18 protein-coding genes are annotated in these 25,147 nt (G+C 31.6%); 11 read left to right on the forward strand and 7 right to left on the reverse strand.

Features of this window, described 5'->3' with window-relative positions:
* Positions 1-1,075, forward strand: a 1,075-nt coding sequence (locus tag Q0K52_RS10130) for an ankyrin repeat domain-containing protein (RefSeq protein ID WP_297299052.1), incomplete at its 5' end; no start/stop codon positions are given.
* A gap of 438 nt (positions 1,076-1,513) precedes the next feature.
* On the opposite strand, the gene yqeB is transcribed toward Q0K52_RS10130, so the two are convergent.
* From yqeB to ssnA, 4 genes are all read right to left on the reverse strand, one after another.
* Positions 1,514-2,341: a selenium-dependent molybdenum cofactor biosynthesis protein YqeB gene (yqeB, locus tag Q0K52_RS10135; protein ID WP_297299054.1), complete on the reverse strand. Its 828-nt coding sequence runs from the start codon at positions 2,339-2,341 to the stop codon at positions 1,514-1,516.
* Positions 2,342-2,347: 6 nt separating this feature from the next.
* On the reverse strand, positions 2,348-4,921 hold the full coding sequence (gene xdh / locus Q0K52_RS10140; protein ID WP_297299056.1) for a selenium-dependent xanthine dehydrogenase: 2,574 nt from the start codon (positions 4,919-4,921) through the stop codon (positions 2,348-2,350).
* 93 nt (positions 4,922-5,014) lie between these two features.
* Positions 5,015-7,990, reverse strand: coding sequence for a putative selenate reductase subunit YgfK (gene ygfK / locus Q0K52_RS10145; RefSeq protein WP_297299058.1), 2,976 nt, complete (start codon positions 7,988-7,990; stop codon positions 5,015-5,017).
* Between the two features lie 188 nt (positions 7,991-8,178).
* On the reverse strand, positions 8,179-9,510 hold the full coding sequence (gene ssnA, locus Q0K52_RS10150) for a putative aminohydrolase SsnA (RefSeq protein ID WP_297299060.1): 1,332 nt from the start codon (positions 9,508-9,510) through the stop codon (positions 8,179-8,181).
* A gap of 199 nt (positions 9,511-9,709) precedes the next feature.
* Here ssnA and Q0K52_RS10155 point away from each other — a divergent pair, with 199 nt between their 5' ends.
* From Q0K52_RS10155 to Q0K52_RS10200, 10 genes are all read left to right on the forward strand, one after another.
* Positions 9,710-10,363, forward strand: a complete 654-nt coding sequence (locus Q0K52_RS10155) for a transcriptional regulator (RefSeq protein ID WP_297299062.1) — start codon at positions 9,710-9,712, stop codon at positions 10,361-10,363.
* Positions 10,356-11,549, forward strand: coding sequence for a diaminopropionate ammonia-lyase (gene dpaL, locus Q0K52_RS10160; protein WP_297299064.1), 1,194 nt, complete (start codon positions 10,356-10,358; stop codon positions 11,547-11,549). The genes Q0K52_RS10155 and dpaL overlap by 8 nt, the downstream gene beginning before the upstream one ends.
* 39 nt (positions 11,550-11,588) lie before the next feature.
* A complete protein-coding gene (locus tag Q0K52_RS10165; protein WP_297299066.1) occupies positions 11,589-12,920 on the forward strand; it encodes a YgeY family selenium metabolism-linked hydrolase in 1,332 nt (443 codons plus the stop codon).
* Positions 12,921-12,971: 51 nt separating this feature from the next.
* The gene (ygeW, locus tag Q0K52_RS10170; RefSeq protein WP_297299068.1) at positions 12,972-14,165 is read left to right on the forward strand and encodes a knotted carbamoyltransferase YgeW; all 1,194 of its coding nucleotides are present in this window, start codon (positions 12,972-12,974) and stop codon (positions 14,163-14,165) included.
* Between the two features lie 130 nt (positions 14,166-14,295).
* The gene (arcC, locus tag Q0K52_RS10175; protein WP_297299070.1) at positions 14,296-15,237 is read left to right on the forward strand and encodes a carbamate kinase; all 942 of its coding nucleotides are present in this window, start codon (positions 14,296-14,298) and stop codon (positions 15,235-15,237) included.
* A gap of 93 nt (positions 15,238-15,330) precedes the next feature.
* Positions 15,331-16,677, forward strand: a complete 1,347-nt coding sequence (locus Q0K52_RS10180) for a nucleobase:cation symporter-2 family protein (protein ID WP_297299072.1) — start codon at positions 15,331-15,333, stop codon at positions 16,675-16,677.
* Between the two features lie 38 nt (positions 16,678-16,715).
* The gene (locus tag Q0K52_RS10185) at positions 16,716-18,851 is read left to right on the forward strand and encodes a xanthine dehydrogenase family protein molybdopterin-binding subunit (protein ID WP_297299074.1); all 2,136 of its coding nucleotides are present in this window, start codon (positions 16,716-16,718) and stop codon (positions 18,849-18,851) included.
* Positions 18,851-19,336, forward strand: a complete 486-nt coding sequence (locus tag Q0K52_RS10190) for a (2Fe-2S)-binding protein (protein WP_297299076.1) — start codon at positions 18,851-18,853, stop codon at positions 19,334-19,336. The genes Q0K52_RS10185 and Q0K52_RS10190 overlap by 1 nt, the downstream gene beginning before the upstream one ends.
* Entirely contained in the window at positions 19,330-20,175 is an 846-nt protein-coding gene (locus Q0K52_RS10195; RefSeq protein WP_297299078.1) for an FAD binding domain-containing protein, read from the forward strand. Before Q0K52_RS10190 ends, Q0K52_RS10195 begins: the two co-directional genes overlap by 7 nt.
* A 44-nt stretch (positions 20,176-20,219) precedes the next feature.
* A complete protein-coding gene (locus tag Q0K52_RS10200; protein WP_297299080.1) occupies positions 20,220-21,605 on the forward strand; it encodes a solute carrier family 23 protein in 1,386 nt (461 codons plus the stop codon).
* A gap of 147 nt (positions 21,606-21,752) precedes the next feature.
* Here the strand turns inward: Q0K52_RS10200 and Q0K52_RS10205 are convergent, their stop codons facing one another.
* From Q0K52_RS10205 to Q0K52_RS10215, 3 genes are read right to left on the reverse strand one after another with little or no spacing between them, the layout of a single operon-like run.
* Entirely contained in the window at positions 21,753-22,607 is an 855-nt protein-coding gene (locus Q0K52_RS10205) for a PhnD/SsuA/transferrin family substrate-binding protein (protein WP_297299082.1), read from the reverse strand.
* 30 nt (positions 22,608-22,637) lie between these two features.
* Complete coding sequence (locus tag Q0K52_RS10210) at positions 22,638-23,753, reverse strand: acyl-CoA dehydrogenase family protein (protein ID WP_297299084.1); 1,116 nt, start codon at positions 23,751-23,753, stop codon at positions 22,638-22,640.
* A 55-nt stretch (positions 23,754-23,808) separates the two neighbouring features.
* Positions 23,809-24,999, reverse strand: coding sequence for a DUF455 domain-containing protein (locus Q0K52_RS10215; protein WP_297299086.1), 1,191 nt, complete (start codon positions 24,997-24,999; stop codon positions 23,809-23,811).
* Between the last annotated feature and the right edge of the window lie 148 nt (positions 25,000-25,147).

Below are 25,147 nucleotides of genomic sequence, written 5' to 3' on the forward strand. Positions count from 1 at the left end.
AGCAGCTTTAAGAAATGACTATGATATGGTTAAATTTTTAGTTGAAAAAGGTGCTGATGTAAATGCTAAAACACATTCTGAACATAGCTCAGTAGAAACTCCCCTATTACTCTCATTAGATAATGAACATCCTGACTATAGATATTATTATTATAAAAATGAAAATTCATCTGCTGCAGAATTTTTAATAAATAATGGTGCAGATATAAATGTAACAAATGAGGATGGAGAAACACCTTTAATGTATGCTTCCAAACTTCATAATATAAAAGTGGCAGAACTTCTAATACAAAAAGGTGCAGATATAAATGTAACAAATGAGGATGGAAAGACACCTTTAATGTATGCTTCCAAACTTCATAATATAAAAGTGGTAGAACTTCTAATACAAAAAGGTGCAGATATAAATGCTTTCGATGATTATGGAAATACAGCCTTAATGTATGGTGTAAATAATTTAGAAACAGTAAAATTATTAGTTGAAAACGGTGCTGATGTAAACTCTCAGAAAGGAGGAAGTACTGCTTTAATATTAGCATGTAAACCTAGTTTGGAAATAAATATAGACGTAATAAAATATTTAGTTTCAAAAAATGCTGATATAAATGCCCAAGATAATGAAGGATACACAGCTTTAAATAAAACTCTTGATACTTCAGATGAAGGAAGTATTGATATACTAGACTTTGAAATAGCCAATTTTTTAATAGAGCAAGGTGCTGATGTAAACATAAAGAATAAACGAGAATATACTCCTTTGATATATCTTGGTATGGGTGAAGGTAATTTTAATAATAAAAGTTTTCAGGAATATCGTATAAAATTAGCTGAAGTTTTATTAGAAAAAGGTGCAGATATTAATGCTCAAGATTATGAAGGATACACTTCTTTAATGTGGGCTTGTGCATCATCAGGATCAAGGTTTGCTGAACCATTTGTTAAATTTCTAGTAGAAAAAGGAGCTGATGTAAATATAGAAGATAACCATGGAGATACTGCTTTAGATATGGCAGAGAATCTTGAACTTAGAGAAATTGCAGATATTCTAAAAAAAGCTCCAAGAAATGGAAAGTAAATTTTATATTTAAATAAATTAAAATCTTCATTATAAAATTGATATAATTTATAATGAAGATTTTTTAATATAAATAATTATATAAGAGTTATATATACCAAAAATTTTTAACTTTGTCAATTTGTTTATTGTTCTTTTTCCCGCCGCATACGCTCTGCGGACTTCGTCAAAGAACCAAAAAGTGCAAGTGTAAAAATTAGTACTAAATCATACTAAAAATGTTTTACATGTAATATAATTTATTAAATTAAAGCCCAATATAGCCTTTCGCGAAGCGTATCCGAGCTTGTCGAGGATATAGCTTCTTTGTGGCAATACTTACAGTACTTCCTTCGGTCGCAAAAGAAGTGGGGTTTGGGGCAAAGCCCCAAATATAAAAATAAAAATATAAATTGATTTTTGATAAAATATAATTGTTTAGGTATAATCTAAAATTAATTATCTATTATATAAATACATCATAGCAGTAAGAACAGAACCGCCTAAATTTCTAGCCTTATCAGAAATAGTAAAGCAATTATCATATTCAGATTTTCTAGGATCAATATCAGCTATTTTCAAACCCTTATGAACTTTAAAACAATCTTTTATAATGCCTCTTAAAAGACCATCAAAAGTAGCAAGTACTTCTATTTTTTCATTATTATTGTTTATGTATGCTATAACTTCTTTTTCTTTGACAAAATCACCTATGTTTTTTACGTTTTCAATAATACCGTCAGAACTTGCATGTATTACCCTTTCAGCTTCTTTACCGCCTATATTACCGGGAATTCCTGTATTAGGTATAGCCTCGCCTTCTAAATACATTCTTCCGAGATTATGACCTCGCATAGTTTCTATAACAATATCACAGTCTTTACCAGCAGTAAAACCGGGTCCTAATGCTATAGTATATTTAGCCATAGATTTATTAGTGCCAAGATTTTTTTTAGCAATTATAGCATCAATTAAAAATGTTGGTTTTATATTTTTTAGTATATCACAATTAGGATCTATAAGAATAGGAATCTTTTTATAATCTTTATTTGCAATTATATTAAGAGCTTCTTCATAGCTTTTTACTAAAACAGCTTCAATATCTTCAACTTTGCTCTCACCATTATAAACAGCTTCAGATAATGAAACCTTTCTTCTAATAGAAGAGGGGTATTGTGTTTCCAATATAATGATCTTTAAATGAGCTTTATATAAGGAATACACAACACCTGTAGCTAAATCACCAGCTCCTCTTACAATTACAAGTTCATCGTTAAATAAACTCATAATAAATTATTTTGAATAAGGAGTATTTTTAAGTGGTAGTTCTGTTTGGAACTCACCGTTTAACCTATAATAAGCAGCAGCAACAGCAGGAGCAGTAGGTATACTTGAAATTTCTCCTATACCTGTAGCACCATAACCATAAGGTATACCAGGTTTCTCTATAATAATAGATTCAACATCTGGAGTTTTATCAGCTCTGAATAAACCTAAAGTACCGAATTTAACTTTAGGAACACAATTTTCAAGCGGGAATTTTTCTGTCAAAGCATAACCTAAAGACATTACAACACCGCCCTCAATTTGACCTTCCAAAGCTATAGGGTTGATTGCCTTACCTATATCATGTGCAGCAACAACTTTATTTATAGTACCGTCTTCATTAAGTACGCATACTTGAGTAGCATAACTATAAGCAACGTGAGAAACAGGGTGAGGTTTATCAACTCCCATTTTATCTGTTATAGTTAGCCATTCACCATAGAATTCTTTTCCTTCTAAATCGCTTAATAATTTTCCAGCATCAATTTCTTTTTTAAGTTCTTCACAAGCTCTCTTACAAGCTTCACCTGTAATAAGTGTTTGTCTTGAACCGGAAGTAGTACCAGAATCTGGAGAAGTTGCAGTATTAGGATTATGAACAATTATTTTGTCATCATCTAAATCAAGAGTTTCTCCAACTATTTGATAAAGTACAGTAGCAACACCTTGTCCTATACAAGAAGCAGCAGAATATACATGTACTTTTCCGTTTTCTACAACTAAACGTACTCTGCCTGTATCAGGAAGTCCAACACCTACACCAGAGTTTTTCAAAGAACAAGCTATACCTACATATTTATTATTATAGAATACATCTTTAACAGCTTCTAATGTTTCAACAAGTCCAGTAGCTTCATCAGCTATTTGATAGTTAGGAAGTACCTGACCCGGACGTATAGCATTTCTATATCTTATTTCCCAAGGATCCAAACCGCACATTTCAGCTAATAAGTTTATATTCATTTCTGTAGCAAAACATGATTGAGGAACACCAAATCCTCTGAATGGTCCAGTAGGAGGGTTATTAGTATAAATTGATTTTCCGTCTATATCTATAACTTGATAATTATAAGGACCAGCAGCATGAGTACAAGCTCTTTGAAGTACTGGACCAGATAATGAAGCATAAGCACCAGCATCAGTTACTAAAGTAGCTTTCATAGCTGTAAGTATACCGTTTTCATCACAAGCTGTAGTCATATCTATGCTCATAGGGTGACGTTTTGGGTGCCAGTAAATACTTTCTTGTCTTGTAAGTTTGAATTTAACTGGTCTTTTTGTTCTGTATGCCATTATAGCAGCATAATGCTGAACACTCATATCCTCTTTACCGCCGAATCCGCCGCCTACATATTTATTTTCTACTACAACTTTATCAGCATCTATACCTAAAGCCATAGCAACTTCTCTTTTTGTATCATAAACGCTTTGATCGCTTGAATATACAAATATACCATCTTCATTGAAAGGCATAGCAACAGCAACTTCAGCTTCTAAGAAAGCATGTTCTGTCCAAGGAAGTTCATAATGCCTAGTAACTTTATATTTAGATTTAGCTATTACTTCATCAGCGTTTCCTTTAACTAATCTTTCATGAGTAAGTAAATTGCTTTCTCTATCTTCATGAACCAAAGGAGCACCTTCTTTCATAGCTTCTTCAGGATTTCTTACCAATGGTAATTCTTCATATTCTATTTTTACTAAATCTCTAGCTTTTTTAGCAGTAGCTTCATCTTCAGCAACTATTAAAGCTAAACCGTCAGCTATAAATCTTGTAGTTTCGCCTTCTCCAATTAATACGTCCCAGTCATGGAATATATGACCGATTTTTTTAGCACCAGGCAAATCTTTAGCAGTTATTACATCAACAACTCCTTTTAAAGCTTTTGCCTCACTTATATCTATTTTCAATATTTTAGCTCTAGGGTATTTAGTTCTTACAGCAACACCATAAAGCATACCATCTATTTCAACATCATCACAATATTCGCCAATACCAAGTGCTTTTTCTTTAGCATCAACTCTTACAATATTTCTATCGCCTAATTTTACTTTACCTTTGTATTCTTTTACATCGATATTTTCTCTAATCATTTTAGCTGCTAATTCTATAGCATCAATGATTTTTTTGTAACCTGTACATCTGCAGATATTATTTCTTATAGCAGCAACAATTTCAAGTCTTGTAGGATTATTATTTTTATCAATTAAACCTTTAGCACAAACAACCATACCAGGTATACAGAATCCGCATTGAACGGCTCCGCAAACAGCAAAAGCATAAGAATAAACATCTTTTTCTCTTTGTGTGAAACCTTCTATAGTCTGAACACTTTTACCTTGAAGTCTTCCTATAGTTTGTACGCATGCTTTAGTAGGTTTACCGTCTATTAAAACAGTACAAGTTCCGCAAGCTCCTTCTGAACAGCCGTCTTTTACTGACTTACACTTACAGTCATTTCTAAGAACGTCCATTAGCTTTCTATCAGAATCAAAGCTCATTTCCTTGCCATTAATAACAATATTAACGCTCTCTCCCATATAAACTCCTCCTATGAATATATATATAATAATAAAAACAAACATAACAATGAATTATAAAATTCATTGTTATGCCATATAATAATGATGGAATTATTTTAATATTAAATATTTATAATTATTAAATACAGTATCAACTATACTATAAACACCATTAAAGTTTTTAGAAGTACCTGCTTTATAAGATTCTTCTTTACCGTCGATTCTTAATTTAGCATTTCCTTCTTTATCTAAGAATAAGAAACCATCATTTTTAGAATTTTTCATATCTTCTTCAGTAGCAAATAATGTAAACTTATCTTTATAAGGTGCTGAATCATAAGGACAGAAAGTAACACAGTTACCGCATTCATTACACATATAATCAACGTGTATAATTTGTGATATTTTAGCTCCGCCTTCAACTTTAATTGCCACATTAGCTCTGTTAGGACAAACTTCTGTACAGCTTTCACATATATAATCGCAGCTTAAACATCTAGTACCTTCTGGATCTTTAGATACTTCTTTCAAATTACCTTTTTTACCATAAACTATTTCTTCAGTTGAAACAGAAGGCAAATCAGGAGCAATAGCTTTTCCTAATATAGCTTCAGCAACAACTTTAGCATCTCTTATAGCTTCAACTATAGTAGCAGCACCATATAAACCATCACCAGCAACATAAACATTTTTGATAGATGATTCATTATTAGCATTACATTTTGGCTTACCTTTATCATCAACATCTATACCATTAGATTTATAGAAGTCAGATTCAATCTGTTCACCTATAGAAGCTATAACAGTATTAGCAGGAACTTCTACTGTTTCATTAGTTTCAACAACGTTTCTTCTGCCTTTTTCATCAAAGTCAGATAATTCCATTTTTTTGCATAGAAGTTTACCATTTTCTACTTTAACAGGTGCAAGTAATTCCATAAACTCAACACCATCTTCTAAAGCTTCTTTTAATTCTTCTTCTAATGCAGGCATATATCTCTTAGTTCTTCTATAAACTAATCTAACATTTTTAACGCCTTTATTTTTCTTAGCAGCACGAGCAGCATCCATAGCAGTGTTACCGCCTCCGATTACTACTACATTTTCTCCTAATTCAACATTACCATTAGTTTTATTGAATTCTTCTAAGAATTTAAGAGCATTCATAGATTCGCCTGCTTCAAGTTTTAAAGGCATATTTTTATGAGCACCTATACAAACAACTGTATAATCGTAATTTTTAGCAAATTCTTTTATATCTTTAATTTCTTTGCCTAATTCAAATTTAACACCCATTTGTTTACATAAATTAACATCGTTTCCTATTTCTTCAGCAGTTATTCTGAAATTAGGTATAATATTAGCAACTACACCGCCAGCTTTTTCTCTTTTATCAAATACTGTAACTTCTACTCCAGCACGAGCCAAGAAGAAAGCAGCAGAAAGACCAGCAGGACCAGCACCTATAACACCAGCTTTTTTACCTATAGAAGCAGCAGGTTTTAAAGTATTGATAACTTTATCATAACCAGCTCTAGCAGCTTCTAATTTGCAAGCTCTTATGCTTACTGGTTCTTCATAGAATTGTCTAGTACATTTATCCATACAAGTATGAGGACATAATATACCTGTAGCAAATGGAAGAGCGTTTTTCTCTATAATAACTTTGAAAGCCTCATCATATTTGCCTTGATAATTAAGTCTTATATAAGTAGTGAGGTCTTGATGTATAGGACAAGTTTCCATACAAGGAGCTATAAAACAGTCAACTAAAGGTACTTTTTTATTAACTTTTCTGCTTGCAAGAGGCTTGATTGGTTTTACATGATGTTTGCTTTTCTTTCCCCATTCAACGATTTGTTCAGCTTTAGCAACATCTACTTTAGTAAATGCTTTAGGAGCAGGAAGATTTTTAGCTATTTGCTCTCCTCTCTGATAACCGCCGTTTTTTAAGAAAGTAGTAGCCATAGTTACAGGCCAAATTCCAGCATCTATAACATCATTAATATTGAAATAATCACATCCGCCTGAATATGATATTCTTAAACTGCCATCAAAGTCTTTGCTTAATCTTGAAGCCACTGTCATAGAAAGTGGGAATAAAGATTTACCAGACATATACATTTCTTCAGATGGTAATTCTTTTTGTTTAACATCTACAGGGAATGTATTAGTAATTTTTACACCAAATGATAATGAATTGTCAGCAGCTAATTTCTGAAGTCTTTGAAGCATTGGAACAGCATCGATATACTGCAAGTCATCATTAAAGTGGAAATCAGTAAATGATATATAATCATAACCCATTTCATTTAAAGTTTTTCTAGCATATTCATAACCTAATAAAGTAGGGTTACATTTAACAAAAGTATTTAATTTTTTTTCAGTGATTAAGTAAGAAGCAATTTTTTCTATTTCTGTAGGAGGACAACCATGAAGTGTTGATAAAGTAGCAGAGTTACAAATATCAGCATTAATTTTATCAATATCTTCTTTTTTGAAATTAGTAAATCTATCAATATTATCAGCTAACCATTGTTTACATTCTTTGAAAATAGGAGTATTAGAAGCATCTTTCATGCCTTCAATGAAATTATCTATTTTTTCAGTTTTAATGCCTTCATAATCATAACCAACAGACATATTGAACTGAAAACCGTCCATATCTCCTAAATCCCATTCTTTAGCAATTACTTTTAAAGCTACCCAAGCCTTAACATATTCATCAAAAGCCTGTGGAACATAAAGTTCTGTAGACCATTCACAGTTATAACATTCATCATTAGCTGTAATACAAGGTTTTGCTACACATTTGCTTAATTCTTCACCGTCCATTTTCTGAACTGTTTTAAGTTCAAAGAATCTGCTTCCTGTATAGTAAGCAGCTATTATATTTTGAGCCAACTGAGTATGAGGTCCTGCAGCTGGTCCTATAGGAGTTTCTAATTTTCTGCCGAAAATTTCATAATATTTAGATTTGTCAGCTTTAAATGCTCTAGAAACACCAAACACCTTACCAGATTTTTTTTCTTCTAAAATCCAGTTCATAATATTTCCAAAAGGAATGGGTGTCATTACATCACTCATATATAATCCTCCAAATTAATTTTACTGTATTTATTTTTATTAATCAAAAATTCTATAAATTTAATTTATTCTATAATATAGAACAAAAAATTTAATTTTCTTCTTTTAATAATTAAACAATGGGCCCTACAAACCCATTGTTTAATATATATTCATAAAGAGTTTATTATTAATTGTATAATTATCTATTATTTATTAATCTGTTTCCAAAGTTTAGCAGATTCTTCTCTTATTTTAGCATAAGCAGCTTCTTCATCAATTTTTGTAAGTTTTCTGTCTCTCATTAATACTTCACCATTACAAATAGTAGTATTAACATGTCCGCCGTTCATACCAAATAATATATGTCCATTGATATTTTTGTCGCTTAATTCTGTATAATTTTTATAATCCATAATTATAACATCTGCAGCTGCTCCCTCTTTAAGTACGCCAAGAGGAGTTTCAAAATAACGATTAGCTATTTTAGCATTATTTTCAAATAACATTGTAGGTAATTCACCCCAAGCAGCATTAGGATCACAAAGACTATGTTTATGAAGAACATTAGCAACTTTGTATGATTCTGTCATATCATGAGTATATCCGTCAGTACCTAAACCTGTTAATATACCTTTTTTTATTAATTCCATTGTAGGAGGACATCCGCAAGCATTACCCATATTTGATTCTGGGTTATGAGAAGTCATAGTATCTGTATCTTTAATCAAATCCATCTCATGAGGATTAATATATATACAGTGTACTAATATAGTTTGAGGTCCTAAAACTTTGAAATCGTAAAGTCTGTCAACTATTCTTTTACCATGTTCTTTCAAACAAGCATGTAAATCTTCTATACCTTCAGCAACGTGAATATGGCAGCCTATACCTTCTGGTAAATCTTTCATACAAGCTTCCATAGTTTTATCTGAAATTGTGAAAGAAGCATGCATTCCCATCATACCTTTAATCATATCAGTTTTATCAGCCATAGCATGTTTAATAAAATCAAGGTTTTCTTTAACTGAAGCTTTAGATTTAGCCTCTCCGTCTCTGTCAGAAACCTCATAACATAAACAAGAACGAACGCCCATAGTTTTAGCAGCTTCTTCTATAGCAAATAAAGAACCTTCGATATGACCAAAACTAGCATGGTGGTCAAATACAGTAGTAACACCGCTTTTAATTGATTCTATATAAGTAGCCATAGCACTTTGTTTAGTTTGTTCTAAAGTAAGATTTCTATCTATAGTCCACCACATACCATCTAATATTTCTAAAAAGCCTTTAGGATTATAACCATTAATACTAAAGCCTCTAGCCATAGCAGAATAAATATGTTCATGAACATTGATGAATGCAGGCATAATAATACCGCCTTTAGCATCAATATATTCAGCATCTTTATATTTTGCCTTCAAATCTGAAGTTGTACCTATTTCTTTAATTAATCTGCCATCGCAAAGAACTGCACCGTCTTCTATAAATGGTTTACTAGCATCTCTAGTGATTAATTTTCCTCCCCCTATTAATAGCATAAACTGCCTCCTAAAATTATATATTTTTAATAAGATTATATTTTTTATACATTTTAATAGGATATTAAAAAAAGTTCATTTGTCAACGAATTTTCAAAAAAAATTTAGATTATTTCTTGAAAATCTAAAAAAAAATTAGTATACTATAGGCATATCATTAAACAGATATAATTCATATTACAATATTTTCAGGGCGGTTATGAGTTCTAATATAATACTAGAAACATTAGTTAGTGTGGCACATGGAATAGCAAGACAATTTGGAAATAATTGTGAAGTTTGTATTCATGAGTTAAAAGAAGATGATTTAGATCATACCATTATTTTTATAATTAATGGAGGTATTACAGGAAGAAAAGCAGGAGAAGGTGCTTCAAATATTGTAATAAAAACTATAGAAAAAATAAAAAAAGGAGAACCTATAGTTGATCATTTGTCTTATCTTACTAAAACATCAAATGGTAAGATATTGAAATCTTCTACTGTTTTTATAAAAGATATTAATGGCAAGTATAAATATATACTATCTATAAATTTTGATATAACAAATTTTATACCATTTAAAAGCGATTTAGAAACTCTATTACAAACAGAGAATAAATCAAAATTTGAAGAAATACCAAATAGTGCACAAGAACTTATGGAAAAATTAATAATAAGAAGTGAAGAATTAATTGGAAAACCAGCAAGCATTATGAATAAAGATGAAAAAATAAGAGCAATTAATTTCTTAAACGATTCTGGAGTATTTTTAATAACAAAATCCGGAGATAAAGTTTCTAATCATTTTGGAATAAGTAAATTCACTCTATATAATTATATAGATTCAAAAAAGGAGGATATAAATGAGTGAGCTTAAATGGGCTGAAAATAAGATGCCTAAAACAGACGATAAAAATTTACCAATTATGTCTATTGAGGAAGTAAAAAAAGCGAAAGCTTTCCACCAAAGTTTCCCTCAATATACACAAACACCATTATCTGAATTAAAAGAAATGGCAAAATATTTAGGTTTAGGAACTATAAAAGTAAAAGATGAATCATACAGATTCGGTCTTAATGCTTTTAAAGTTTTGGGTGGTTCTTACTCTATGGCTAGATATATAGCACAGAAAATGGGTAAAGATGTAAGCGAATTCCCTTACGATGTATTAACTTCACAAAAATTAAAAGATGAATTCGGTCAAGCTACATTCTTCTCTGCTACAGATGGTAACCATGGTAGAGGTGTTGCTTGGGCTGCAAATAAATTAGGACAAAAATCAGTAATTTTTATGCCTAAAGGTTCAACAGAAACTAGATTAAAAAATATTCAAGCTGAAGGCGCTACAGCTACAATAGAAGAATATAACTATGATGAATGTGTTAGAAAAGCTGCTGCAGAAGCTGCAAAAGTACCTAACGGAGTAGTTGTACAAGATACTGCTTGGGAAGGTTATGAAGAAATACCTGCTTGGATTATGCAAGGTTATGGTACTATGGCTTTAGAAGCTGATGAACAATTCGGTGAAAGACCTACACATGTATTCGTACAAGCTGGTGTTGGTTCTTTAGCTGGTGCTATGGTTGGATATTTCTCTAACAAATACAAAGATAATCCTCCTATAATGGTTGTAGTAGAAGCTGATGCTGCTGCTTGTTTATACAAAGGTGCTGTTGCTGGAGATGGCAAAATAAGAATAGTAGAAGGTGATTTAAACACTATAATGGCAGGACTTGCTTGCGGTGAACCAAATATCACTTCTTGGGATATACTTAAAAATCATGCTAATTGTTTTATAGCTGCTGAAGATTCAGTTGCTGCTAGAGGTATGAGAATGTTATCTGCTCCTTTAAAAGGCGATCCTCAAGTAGTATCTGGAGAATCTGGAGCTGCTCCTTTCGGTGCATTAGCTACTATTATGCTTAATGATGAATATGCTGAATTAAGAAAACAATTAAAATTAGACTCTAATTCTAAAGTATTATTATTCAGCACAGAAGGTGATACTGATCCTATAAGATGGAAAAATATCATTTGGGAAGCAAAAGAAAGATAATAAAAAATATATATATAAATTTTTTAGGGAGAATAAAAAATGAGTGCTATTTCAAAAGAACAATTTGAACAAATAAAAGCAAAAGCAGAAGGCTATAGAGCTGATATGACTAAATTCTTAAGAGATTTAATTAGAATTCCTAGTGAATCTTGTGAAGAAGAAGGCGTAATCAAAAGAATAGCTGAAGAAATGAACAAAGTAGGATTTGATAAAGTAGATATCGATCCTATGGGTAACGTTTTAGGTTATATGGGTACTGGTAAAACTTTAATAGGTATCGATGCTCATATAGATACAGTTGGTATAGGTAACAAAGACAACTGGAAATTTGACCCTTATGAAGGTTATGAAAACGACATCGAAATCGGTGGTAGAGGTACTTCTGACCAAGAAGGAGGTATAGTTTCTGGTGTTTATGGTGCTAAAATAATGAAAGATTTAGGTCTTTTAAGCGACAAATACCAAGTTGTTGTTGTTGGTACTGTACAAGAAGAAGACTGCGATGGTTTATGCTGGGAATACATTTGTAAAGAAAGCAAAATTAAACCTGAATTCGTAATTTCTACTGAACCTACTGACGGTGGTATTTACAGAGGTCAAAGAGGTAGAATGGAAATAAGAGTAGACGTTAAAGGTATTTCTTGTCACGGTTCTGCTCCAGAAAGAGGTGATAATGCTATTTACAAAATGGCTGACATACTTCAAGATATCAGAAGCCTTAACGAAAACGATGCTAAAGATTCTACAGAAATCAAAGGCTTAGTAAAAATGTTAGAAGAAAAATACAATCCTCAATACAAAGAAGCTAACTTCTTAGGCAGAGGTACTGTAACAGTTTCTCAAATTTTCTACACTTCTCCAAGTAGATGTGCTGTAGCTGACTCTTGTTCTATTTCATTAGACAGAAGAATGACAGCTGGCGAAACTTGGGAAAGCTGCTTAGAAGAAATCAGAAACCTTCCTAACGTTAAAAAATATGGTGCTGAAGTATCTATGTACAATTATGAAAGACCATCTTGGAAAGGTTTAGTTTATCCAATAGAATGTTACTTCCCTACTTGGGTAATTCCTGAAGACCATGCTGTAACTAAAGCTTTAGAAGAAGCTTACAAAGGTTTATATGGTACTGAAAGAATAGGTGCTACTCCAGAAATAGACAAATCTAGAAAAGCTCGTCCTCTTACTGATAAATGGACATTCTCTACTAACGGTGTATCTATAATGGGAAGAAACGGAATACCTTGTATAGGTTTCGGACCTGGTGCTGAAGCTCAAGCTCATGCTCCTAACGAAATTACTTGGAAACAAGATTTAGTTGTATGTGCTGCTTTATATGCTGCTGTACCTACTATTTATTGTGCTAATAAATAATCAATACTATAAAAAAACTATAAATACTAAAAAATTTAAGGAGTTTAAAATATGGGTATACAAAAATACATTTCAAAACTTGATAGTCTTGAATTTGGCAAAATGTATAAAAATGACTTTTTCCTAACTTGGGACAAAACTTTTGATGAATTACAAGCAGTTTGGACAGTTGCAGACGCTTTAAGATTCTTAAGAGAAAGCAATATTTCTACTAAAGTATTTGATTCTGGTTTAGGTATTTCTTTATTCAGAGATAACTCTACTAGAACTCGTTTCTCTTTTGCTTCTGCTTGTAACCTTTTAGGTTTAGAAGTACAAGACTTAGACGAAGGTAAAAGCCAAATAGCTCATGGTGAAACAGTTAGAGAAACTGCTAACATGGTATCTTTCATGGCTGATGTTATTGGTATCAGAGATGACATGTACATTGGTAAAGGTCACGAATACATGAAAGAAGTTTCTGAGTCTGTAAGACAAGGTTACAATGACGGTATATTAGAGCAAATTCCTACCCTAGTTAACTTACAGTGTGACAGAGACCATCCAACTCAAATGATGGCTGACTCTTTACACTTTATCCACGAATTAGGCGGATTAGAAAACTTAAAAGGTAAAAAAGTTGCTATGACTTGGGCTTATTCACCTTCTTACGGTAAACCTCTTTCTGTACCTCAAGGTGCTGCTGGTTTATTCACTAGATTAGGTATGGATGTTGCTTTAGCTTATCCAAAAGGTTATGAACTTATGCCTGAAGTTGAAGCTATTGCTAAGAAAAATGCTGAAGCTGCTGGCGTTAAATTAACTATCACTAATGATATGGACGAAGCTTTTGAAAATGCTGACGTTGTTTATCCTAAATCTTGGGCTCCATTTGCTGCTATGCAAGAGAGAACAGAACTTTATGGTAAAGGTGACACTAACGGCATAAAAGAACTTGAACAAAGATTATTAGCTCAAAACGCTAACCACAAAGACTGGTGCTGTACTGAAGAAAAAATGAAGAAAACTAAAGACGGTAAAGCATTATACTTACACTGCTTACCTGCTGACATTAATGATGTTAGCTGTAAAGATGGTGAGGTTGCTGCTTCTGTATTTGACAGATATAGAGTACCTCTTTACAAACAAGCTAGCTACAAACCTTATGTTATAGCTGCTATGATCTTCTTATCTAAATTCAGAGATCCTCAAGCTATATTAAGCAAATTAGCTTCAGAAGGAAAACCAAGAGTATTTGGTTGCTAATAAATTAAAATAATTTAGTGGTAAGTATCTATTTTATAAATAGTGCTTACCATTTTATATCTTTAATATTGTGAAAAAAAGAACTTATTATATATAATAATTAAATATAATTTTATCTAAGGATATAAAAATGGAAAATAAAAAAAGAATTGTAATTGCTTTAGGCGGTAATGCTTTAGGTGATACTCTTGCTGAGCAAATGAAAGCAGTAAAAATAACTGCTAAAAATATAGTAGATTTAGTAGAAAGCGGATGTGAAGTAATAGTAGCTCATGGTAATGGACCTCAAGTAGGTTTCATCAACAATGCTATGAATGAATATACTAATAATCATAACACTGGAAACCCTATACCTTTATCAGTATGTGTTGCTATGAGTCAGGCTTATATTGGTTATGACTTACAGAATGCTATTATGGAAGAATTCTCTAATAGAAATATTACTGTTCCGCCAATAGCTACATTAATTACACAAGTAGTAGTTGATGAAAATGACCCAGCTTTCAAAAATCCTACAAAACCTATAGGTCAGTTTATGACTAAAGAAGAAGGCGAAGCAAAAGCTAAAGAATTAGGCTGGAATGTAAAAGAAGATGCAGGAAGAGGATACAGAAGAGTTGTTGCTTCTCCTAAACCTGTTGCTATAGCTGAAAGTACTGCAATCAATGCTATGCTTAATGAAAAAGCATTAGTAATTTGTTGCGGCGGCGGCGGAATACCAGTAATAAGAATAGGTAATCACTTAAAAGGTATGCCTGCTGTTATAGATAAAGACTTTGCTGCTTCAGTACTTGCTAAAGAGCTTAATGCTGATATGCTTATAATTTTAACTGCTGTAGAAAAAGTTGCTATTAATTTTGGCAAACCTGATGTTAAATGGCTTGATTCTATGACTTTAGAAGAAGCTAAAAAACATTGTGATGATGGTCAATTTGCTCCTGGTTCTATGCTTCCAAAAGTACAAGCTTGTATGCAATTTGTTGAAGCTACTGGAAAAGAAGCTATGATTACTTTACTTGAAAAAGCTAAAGACGCTATAAATGGAAAAACTGGTACTAAAGTAGTGAAATAAAAAATTATATTTACTATAATATATATAATATATATAATATATATAATATATATAATAGTAAAAATATAATTTAAATAAAAGAGGAGGATCATAATGGAAGGGAATAAATCTAATTCACAATTAGTTTATCAACTTGAAGGCCGTCCTAGCATAGCTGTTGCACTTCCTCTGGGCATGCAGCATGTAATGGCAATGTTCACGTCAAACTTAGCTCCTATATTAATTATTGCTGGTGTATGTGGTTTGTCTGGTGCTGATACTGTTGTAATGGTACAATGTGCTATGTTTGTATCAGGACTTACAACTTTTATTCAGCTTTATCCTATAAAATTAGGTAAAAATAGACAAATCGGTGCTAACCTTCCAATAGTTATGGGTACTTCTTTTGCTTTCGTACCAACTGCTCAAACCGTTGCCTCTATGGGTGGAATAGGAATGGTTTTAGGCGGTGCTATGGTAGGAAGCTTAACAGAAGTTATAATGGGTTTTTTCTATAAATACATACGTAAATTCTTCCCGCCTTTGGTTGTAGGATGTACGCTTGTAACTATAGGAGTAAGTTTGCTCAATGTAGGAGTTGGTTACTTCGCTGGCGGGGTCGGTTCTCCTGATTATGGTTCTCCTAAAAATTTAGCAATGGGTTTTTTATCTTTATTCATTATTATTATACTTCAGAAATTTGGTAAAGGAATAATTAAAAATTCAGCTATATTGATAGGTCTTATCATAGGATATATAGTTTCTGCATGTTTAGGCATGGTTAATACTCAGCCTATATCTGAAGCATCTTGGTTTAAATTGCCTCTACCAATGCATTTCAAAATAGAATTTTCTTTCTCTGCTATATTAAGTTTCGCTGTTCTTTATATAACTTCCGGTTTGGAAACTATAGGAAATACTTCTGGTATAACTATAGCAGGTTTCGACAGAGAAGCTACAGAAAAAGAAACTTCTGGTGCTATATTGGCAGATGCTTTAGGTTCTACAACTGCAGCATTTTTTAATTGTCTTCCAAATACTGCTTTCGGTCAAAATGCAGGTATAGTATCTATGACTAAAGTTGTTAATAAATTCTGTATAGCAACTGGTGCTTTCGTTTTAATGTTATGCGGTTTCTTCCCTAAATTAGGCGCCATATTCTCAGCTATACCTAGTTCCGTGTTAGGAGGTTCTATAATAACAGTATTCGCTATGATTTTAATTAATGGTATAAAAATGATAGCTAAAGCTGGTTTTAGTGAACGCAACATAGTAGTAATGGGAATTACTTTTGCTTTGGGTCTTGGAATAGCAAATCATCAAGATGCAATTGCTAGTCTTCCAAGTTATATAAAATTCATATTTCATGACACTGTTTCTGCAACTTGTATTATATCTATTGTAGCAAATCTTATCTTTCCTGCTGATAAAGAAAGTAAGCCGGAAGATTATAATGCATAAATGGTGTTTTGAGTATTTAGTTTATAAGGATTGTATATATGGAAACTTTTATTAAAGAATTAAAAAACTCAGTTCCAAGAGTAGATGCTTTAGGTAAATTAACAGGAAAAACAAAGTATTTAAACGATATAGACTTTGGAAAAGATGTTCTATATGCAAAAATAGTTTATTCTACCAAAGCTAGAGCTAAAATACTAAAAATTAATATTCCTGAATTACCTGAAGGTTATTTTACTGTTGATCACAAAGATGTACCTGGTAAAAATATGACTACCATGGTAGTATCTGATTGGCCTCCATTTGCTGAAGATACTGTAAGGTATATTGGAGAGACAATATTATTAGTTGTAGGCCCTGATAAAAATATAGTTTATGACATTGCTGAAAAAATAACTGTAGAATACGAAGATTTGCCTGTAGTGTTAAATATTGAAGATTCTAAAAAATTATTAGGCGGACCTATAATTAATAATGACAACATATTTGTATCATTCAAAGCTGGATATGGTGATGTAGATGAAGCATTCAAAAAAGCAAAAACTGTAATAGAAGAAACTTATCATACACCATATCAAGAACATTTATATATGGAAGTTAATGGTGCTGTAGGTGTATGGGAAAATGATAAAGTATCAATTTATTCATCTACACAATGTCCATATTATGTGCGTAAAGCAACTGCACCTGTTCTTGGTGTAGAAGATAACAATTTAAGAATAATAGCTCCGCCTATAGGGGGAGGTTTCGGCGGTAAGGAACATTATCCTGATATTGTTTCTGCTGTAGTAGCCGTTGCAACACATAAAGCTAAAAAAACTGTAAAACTTATATTAGACAGACAGTTTGATATGGCTTATAGTGTAAAAAGACAGCCTGCTCAAATAACTACTAAAGTTGCTCTTGATGAAAACAATAACATCATTGCTCTTGATGTAGTATCTGATATGGATGCTGGTGCTTATGAAGCTAGCTCAAGAGTTATAATGCAAAGATGTACTTATACTGCTGCTAATGTATATAATTTCCCTAATGTAAGAGTATTAGGAAGATTATATGCTACAAACAATGTACCTAGCTGTGCCTTCAGAGGATTCGGCGGACCTCAGGCAATATTTGCTATAGAAAGAACTATGGATAATATTGCAAATAAAATAGGTGTTGATCCTATAGAATTAAAAAGAAAATATTTCATAAAACAAAATGACCCTACAGTAACAGGCGGTATATTCCATGATAATATAATACTTCCTAAAATGTTGGATTGGGCATTAAAAGAATCTGACTATGAAAGAAAATATAAAGAATACAAGAATTCTATGTATAAAGGAATAGGAATATCTTGTTTCTTGCATGGTTGTGCTTTTACTGGAAGCGGTGAAAGAGATATAATAAAAGCTAAATTAAAATTAAAGAAAAAGGGTAAAAAAGTAACTATACTAACTTCAAATACAGAAATTGGTCAAGGTTTACATACTACTTTCAGAAAAATAGCTTCATACAATTTGAATATCCCATTAGAAGATGTTGAAATAGCAGAATACGATACAGATGTAGTTCCTAATACTGGTCCTACTGTAGCTTCACGTTCTGTTATGATAGTAGGATATTTAATACAGGAAGCTTCTAAAAAATTAAAAGAAAGATGGAATGAAGCTGATGAAATAGAAATCACAGAAGATTACAAGCACCCTACTCATTTAATAGACTGGGATACTACTACTTTAAGAGGAGATGCTTATCCTAGTTACGGACTTGGAATAAATGTTGTTGAAGTAGAAGTAGACAAAGTTACATTAGAAGTAAAAATTGTAGGAGTATGGGCTGTATTTGACTGCGGATATCCTATAGATGAAAAGATAGTAGAAGGTCAAATAAAAGGCGGAGTTGCTCAGGCACTTGGTTGGGGAGCTTTAGAAAAATTAGTAAATAAAGACGGAAAATTCCTTCAAGTAAAAATGTCTGATTATATGATTCCTACTTCTTTGGATTTGCCTGAAATAAAAACTTGTATAATGGGTGAACCATATCAATATGGTCCATTAGGTGCTAAAGGTATAGGTGAAATAACTTTTGATGGTGCTGCTAGTGCTTACGCTTCTGCTATGGAAAGTGCTTTAAAACACCATTTCACAAGCATACCTATTTTACCTGAAAATATAGTGGAGGTATTATAATGGCTATAAATTTTACTGTTAATGGAAAAAAAGTTACTACAGAATTAAATCCTTTAACTAGATTAATAGATTTTATAAGAGATGAATTAAAACTTACAGGCACTAAAGAAGGCTGCGGAGAAGGTGAATGCGGTGCTTGTGCAGTATTTTTAGATGGAAAAGTAGTTAACTCTTGTTTAGTTCCTATAGCTTTATGCGAAGGAAAAGAAGTTATGACTATAGAAGGATATACAGAAACTGAAAGAGGAAAAGTTGTAGTACAGTCTTTTTTAGATGAAGGTGCTGTTCAATGCGGCTTTTGTATACCTGGTATGGTAATGTCATCTGAGGTTATACTAAGAGATACTAACGGTAAACCTACAGAGGAAGAAGTTAGAAAGGGATTATCTGGAAATCTATGCAGATGTACTGGATATGACCATATAGTTAATGCTGTATTAAGAGCTTCTGATATAGCTTCTAAGGAGGGCAAAAAATTATGGTAGAAACTTTTATAGCTAAAAATATAGATGAAGCTTTGGATTTAAAATCAAAGCATGATGCAATAGTTTTTGCTGGCGGTACAGATTTAATGGTTGAATACTTAAGGGGAAGCAATTTAATAGCTAAATTTGAAAAACCTGTAGTATTTATCAATTCTATCAATGAATTAAAAGGAATTAAAGAAGATGAAAATAATATCATCATTGGAGCTGCAACAACATTTGATGAGATAATAAAATCTGATTTAACTCCTCAAGTATTAAAAGAAAGTGCATCTGGAATAGCAGGTCCTCCAATAAGAAATATAGCTACTATAGGAGGAAATATATGCAATGCCTCCCCTTCTGCTGACAGCTTACCTTCTTTATATGCTATGGATACCGTTTTAAGATTAAAAAGTAAAGATTCTCAAAGAGACATAAAAATAAAAGATTTTATTACTGGCGTGAGTAAAACGACAATAAAAGATGATGAAATACTTACTCATGTAATAATACCTAAGAAAAATTATGAATATTCTTTCTATAGAAAAATAGGTACAAGAAAAGCTAATGCTCTTTCTAAATTAGCTATGTGTGCCTTAGCTCTTAAAGAAAATGACAAATACAGATTTAAAATAAGTTTCTGTACATTAGGCGTTACAGTTACAAGAGATGAATCTATAGAAGAAAAATTTGCATCTTCAAATATTGACGATTGGAAAAATAACATTAATTCTATACAAGAAGCATACGCTGCTATTATGAAGCCTAGAGATAGTGCCAGATCAACTGCATTGTATAGAAAACAATGTGCTTTAAATTTAATAAAGTATTTTATAGAGGATATCTGTAAAAAATAATTTATTAATTTAAATAAAAACATTTTAATTTAATGGAGAAGTATATGAGTGCAAATGAAAAAAAATCAGATGATTTACTGTTTAGCTATGAAGGCGTACCTAAAATGTCTCAGGCATTCCCATTAGCTATTCAGCACGTAGTAGCTATGATTGTTGGTTGTGTAACTCCTGCCCTTATAGTATCATCTGCAGCAGGTTTAAAGAGCGGTAGTCCTGAACAAATATTGTTAGTTCAATCATCTTTAGTATTTTCTGCCATATCTACAATTATAATGATTTTTCCAATACCTATTACTAAAGGATATCATATAGGTGCAAGACTTCCTATGATTATTGGTGTTAGTTTTGCTTATGTATCTACTATGCAGTCTATAGCTAGAGGTCCTGAAGGTGCTGGTCTTGGAACTCAAGGTATTGCTGTTATTTTGGGTGCTCAAGTAATAGGCGGTATAGTTGCTTTTATATTTGGTTTGGCTGTAGAAAAAATTAGAAAATTATTCCCGCCTTTGATTGCTGGTACTGTAGTATTTACTGTAGGTCTTTCTTTATATCCAACTGCAGTTAGATATATGGCTGGCGGAAGCACTTTATATAGCATAAATGGTCAAGTTGTACCTTTTGGTTCTTGGCAGTATTGGGCTGTTGCATTTATAACTCTTATTGCTGTTATAATATTCAATCAGTTCACTAAAGGTTTCTTAAAATTAGCTTCTATACTTATGGGATTAATAGTTGGTTATATAGCTGCATTTTTCTTTGGTATGATTAATTTTACAAGTGTTGCTAATGCTGGTATTTTCCAAGCTCCTAAATTATTACCTTTTGGTATAGTATTTGATCCTTCTGCTTGTATAGCTATTGCTCTTTTATTTGCTGTTAACTCTGTTCAAGCTATAGGAGACTTTTCTGCTACTACTTCAGGCGGTATGGGAAGAATGCCTAGCGATAAAGAATTAAAATGCGGTATTACTGCTTATGGTATAACTAATATATTAGCATCTGTATTTGGTTGTTTGCCTACTGCTACTTACAGTCAGAACGTTGGTATAGTTGCTACTACTAAAGTTATAAACAGAATAGTATTCTTAATTGCTGCTATTATAATATTAATAGCTGGTTTATTCCCTAAATTCTCTGCTTTACTTACTACTATACCTTCTTGTGTATTAGGCGGTGCTACTATAATGGTATTCGCATCTATAGCTATGACTGGTATTAAATTAGTATTCACTGAAAATATGGGCCCTAGAAATACTTTAATAGTTGGTCTTGCTGTTGCTTTAGGTATGGGTACTGTTCAAGTTGCTGGTGCTTTAGATACTTTTCCTACTTGGGTTAAAACAGTATTTGGAAGTAGCCCTGTTGTTATAGCTACTTGTACTGCTATTATATTGAATGTTATACTTCCTAAAGAAGAACCTAAAAAATAAATAATAATTAAATAAAAACAATAGAAGCATAAGTTATATTAATTTATAGCTTATGCTTTTTCTTTTTAAATTGATAAGTCAATAAAAAAGGGCTTTATATAAAAAATATAAAACCCTAAATTGATATTATGACAAATATAATATTTTTTATTTATTTAAAAAATAATTTTGTTCTTTCATAGCTTTATATAAATGATCATATCCTCTAAGTTCTTTTTCCCCTACTGCAAGCCATTCATTTAATCCTTCCATAGCCATCATCTTTTTGATTATAGGATCATCTTTGCTTTGAGAAGTAAGCATCTTAACAAATGCATCTCCAGTATCCTTATCAAAATCAGGCATAACTGAAAAATTACAATGACAGAATTCAGGACCTGTATAAAATGATATAAGTTCTCCATCAGGGTATAATCCTTCTTCAAGTACTCGTATCCAAGTAGTAGAACCTATGCTTCCTGCATCCAATGCTCCGCTTTTTATATCATCTAGCACATGCCATTCACTTTTGCCTGTATCTCCATGTTTTCCTAAATCTGTATTATATCTTACTATATTAACACAGTTAGGATCTGCATCTGAATTAAGTTCTATTTCTTTTATTTGCAAACCTGATTCTTTTATATATTGTATAGGAAGTATAGCAGCCTGAGAAGAGTCAAAACTTCCAACTCCAAATTTTTTACCTTTTAAATCTTCTAATTTTTTAATTGTACTATCTTTTCTAACAATAAATTTACTTGTAAAATTAGTATCAGTATCTCTCATAGCTAAAGCTCTGGCTTTATCATCAGTAGCATATAAAGTTTGAATCCAAGCTACATTTGTATTCCAAGCTATATCTATATGACCTTTTAATAAAGAATCAACTTGTCTTTCATAATTTGAAAATAAAACATAATCAAGTTTTAATCCGTATTCATTACTATAATCTCTTATTATATCCCATACTCCTACAACTTTAGGATCATAAGCAACAGCACCAAGTAATAATGTTTTCATTTTATCTCCTCAAAATATATATTAATTTTATTATGAAACTATAGCATTGCCAAGCCAAGTTTTTAACACATCAATACCAGGAGCCATAACAGGGGCAGCTAAGGCATCTCTCATATATCTTTCTAAAGGAAGTCTTTTAGCATAAGCATTTCCTCCGCCTAATTTCATGGCTTTTTCACAGCAGTAAATAGCAGCCTCAATAGAATTAATTCTGCATCCGAATACTTTTAAACCAGCATCAGATTCTTTATTTTCAACTGCATTAGCAGCAGCAAATGTAAAATCAACTGCTGACTGCATTCTAGTGTATATTTCAGCTAAATTAACTCTAACCATTTCTATATCAGATAAAGATCTTCCATCAGTATATTTTCTGTTTTTAGTATAATCTAATATGCAATTATAAGCATTTCTAGTAAGTCCGCTGTAAACTGCCCCAAGTCCGAATATAAAATATGTTACAATAGAATTTGCTACGTTTCCGCCGTCGCCTTCTTTTCCAATTCTATGGAATGTATCAACTTCTACATCATTATAACAAACAGGCATAGAAGCATTTCCTCTCATACCTAAACCGTCCCATTTGTTTTCTTCATGAACTATTCCGTCCAATTTATGACTAACTAGCCAGTTATTGAAAGTTCCTTTATTTTCACATGATTGTGTAAATGTTAAATAATAATCAGCAAATAAAGCACTAGTTACAAAACTTTTTCTGCCTTTAAGTATTATTTTATCTCCTGATTTAGTTTCTATCATATCAGGGCTTCCAAAATGTGTTCCGCTTCCGCTTTCACTATAAGCTAAAGCAAGAGCTATTTCACCTTTTGCTATTTTTGGCAAAAATTCTTTTTTCTGTTCATCTGTTCCAAATAAAACTATAGATAAAGTTGCCACATTATGCATCATATAACATAAAGCTGTAGTAGCACAATAATTTGCTAAAGCATGAACAACTTCTGCATGTTCTTTAGCTCCGCCGCCCATTCCGCCGTATTCTTTAGGAACAACTAATCCCATATAACCTTGTTTTCTAAGTTCATCATAGGCTTCTTTAGGAAATCTTCCGTTTTTGTCTACATCTTCTGTATAAGGTGCAGCATGTTTTTTTGCAAATTCAATTGCATCATTAAAAATTTTACTCATTTTTAATTCTCCTTTTAAAATATTTGTAATTTATATAAAAAAATAATACTGATAATCACATGAAATTAGGTGTATGCCTTTTAGATATATCAACAGCCAAATCCTCATCTATACCTATATCAACAAGTCTTTGAACTCTATTAATATGCATTTTTTCTTTAAGCTCTGTAATGAGGTCCATACCTGTTTTATATTGAGTGTATGATGTACCGCCACCTGCAAGAAATGCCATAGATTCTATTAATAGTGTAGATTCCCCATTTAATTCATCTAAATATTCTTTTCTTTTAAAAACGGCTTCTTTTAAAATATTAACTTTTTTAGGATTATATTTTAATACTTGCTTTATATGGTTCATACCATAAGCAACATGTCTTGATTCATCTATTCTAACCAATCTTAAAAGTTTTTTTGTAGCTTCATCTTGAGTATATTTTTCTAAAAAATTTAATAAATCTACAAAAGTTCCCTCCCCCATTATATGAAGAAGAAAACTAGATTTTAAATAATTGTTTTCTCTGTATAATGTATATAAAGAATTCTGAGTTATTATTGAAGAATATTGAACTCCCATACCATTTATATTAGCTCTTCTTATAAAAGCATCTATATGTCTTGCCTCATCATTCATAAGAGATGATAAAAATAAAGGTACTTCGTAAAAATACGGACTTATTTTTGATATAAATTTACTAGGTACATACAAAGCAGAAAATTCATTTTCAGTTAAATAAGTCATAATTTGAGCTATTGCAAATTCCATATCTTTATCATAATCGGGTATTTTATCCCATTCTATATCGGAAGAACTATTCCACTGACTTATTTTTGTATCTTCATAAAGCTTTGTTATATTACTATTCCATATATCTTCTTTATAATCTAAATCAAAACCATAATCAGGAGAACCATTTTCAGGTATACTGTTTCTAGGAGCAAGACCTATATTTGATGCAGGATAACTGCATATCTCAGATTTATCAGCATCAAATTTTGGAAAACTTGTGCTTGACTTTTTCTTAATATAATAACTGTACAGCTCTTTATTTTTTATTTTATCAAGAAATATCTCACCTTTGAATATACAGTATGATTTTAAATCATTTTCCAAATTGTCCAAAAATGAAACTACTTCTATAATATCTTCTTTATTAGATATGAGAAGAGAATTTTCTATTCTAAAAAAGAAAGATTTTCCTATAGGCAAATCGCCCAAAAAGATACTTTTGTTCACATTGTAATTCATAAAAAACTTCCTTAAAAGATAAGTGTAATGTAATAATATTTTATTTTTTGCTTGTTTTATTTAGAAAAAATTAGAATATACCTAAACAAATATCTTTTGTCAATTTTCAAACAGATGAAAGTTCTCTGCTAATGCTATTGATAATTCA

The organism is uncultured Brachyspira sp., from assembly GCF_944390845.1.
GTDB classification, from domain to species: Bacteria; Spirochaetota; Brachyspiria; order Brachyspirales; family Brachyspiraceae; genus Brachyspira; species Brachyspira pulli.

Coding starts and splice junctions, on each gene's coding strand:
- arcC (WP_297299070.1), top strand. CDS start 14,296: ATGGAAAATAAAAAAAGAATTGTAATTGCTTTAGGCGGTAATGCTTTA.
- xdh (WP_297299056.1), bottom strand. CDS start 4,921: ATGGGAGAGAGCGTTAATATTGTTATTAATGGCAAGGAAATGAGCTTT.
- ygfK (WP_297299058.1), bottom strand. CDS start 7,990: ATGAGTGATGTAATGACACCCATTCCTTTTGGAAATATTATGAACTGG.
- Q0K52_RS10180 (WP_297299072.1), top strand. CDS start 15,331: ATGGAAGGGAATAAATCTAATTCACAATTAGTTTATCAACTTGAAGGC.
- Q0K52_RS10185 (WP_297299074.1), top strand. CDS start 16,716: ATGGAAACTTTTATTAAAGAATTAAAAAACTCAGTTCCAAGAGTAGAT.
- Q0K52_RS10195 (WP_297299078.1), top strand. CDS start 19,330: ATGGTAGAAACTTTTATAGCTAAAAATATAGATGAAGCTTTGGATTTA.
- Q0K52_RS10215 (WP_297299086.1), bottom strand. CDS start 24,999: ATGAATTACAATGTGAACAAAAGTATCTTTTTGGGCGATTTGCCTATA.
- ygeW (WP_297299068.1), top strand. CDS start 12,972: ATGGGTATACAAAAATACATTTCAAAACTTGATAGTCTTGAATTTGGC.
- Q0K52_RS10210 (WP_297299084.1), bottom strand. CDS start 23,753: ATGAGTAAAATTTTTAATGATGCAATTGAATTTGCAAAAAAACATGCT.
- yqeB (WP_297299054.1), bottom strand. CDS start 2,341: ATGAGTTTATTTAACGATGAACTTGTAATTGTAAGAGGAGCTGGTGAT.
- Q0K52_RS10200 (WP_297299080.1), top strand. CDS start 20,220: ATGAGTGCAAATGAAAAAAAATCAGATGATTTACTGTTTAGCTATGAA.
- Q0K52_RS10155 (WP_297299062.1), top strand. CDS start 9,710: ATGAGTTCTAATATAATACTAGAAACATTAGTTAGTGTGGCACATGGA.
- ssnA (WP_297299060.1), bottom strand. CDS start 9,510: ATGCTATTAATAGGGGGAGGAAAATTAATCACTAGAGATGCTAGTAAA.
- Q0K52_RS10190 (WP_297299076.1), top strand. CDS start 18,851: ATGGCTATAAATTTTACTGTTAATGGAAAAAAAGTTACTACAGAATTA.
- Q0K52_RS10205 (WP_297299082.1), bottom strand. CDS start 22,607: ATGAAAACATTATTACTTGGTGCTGTTGCTTATGATCCTAAAGTTGTA.
- dpaL (WP_297299064.1), top strand. CDS start 10,356: ATGAGTGAGCTTAAATGGGCTGAAAATAAGATGCCTAAAACAGACGAT.
- Q0K52_RS10165 (WP_297299066.1), top strand. CDS start 11,589: ATGAGTGCTATTTCAAAAGAACAATTTGAACAAATAAAAGCAAAAGCA.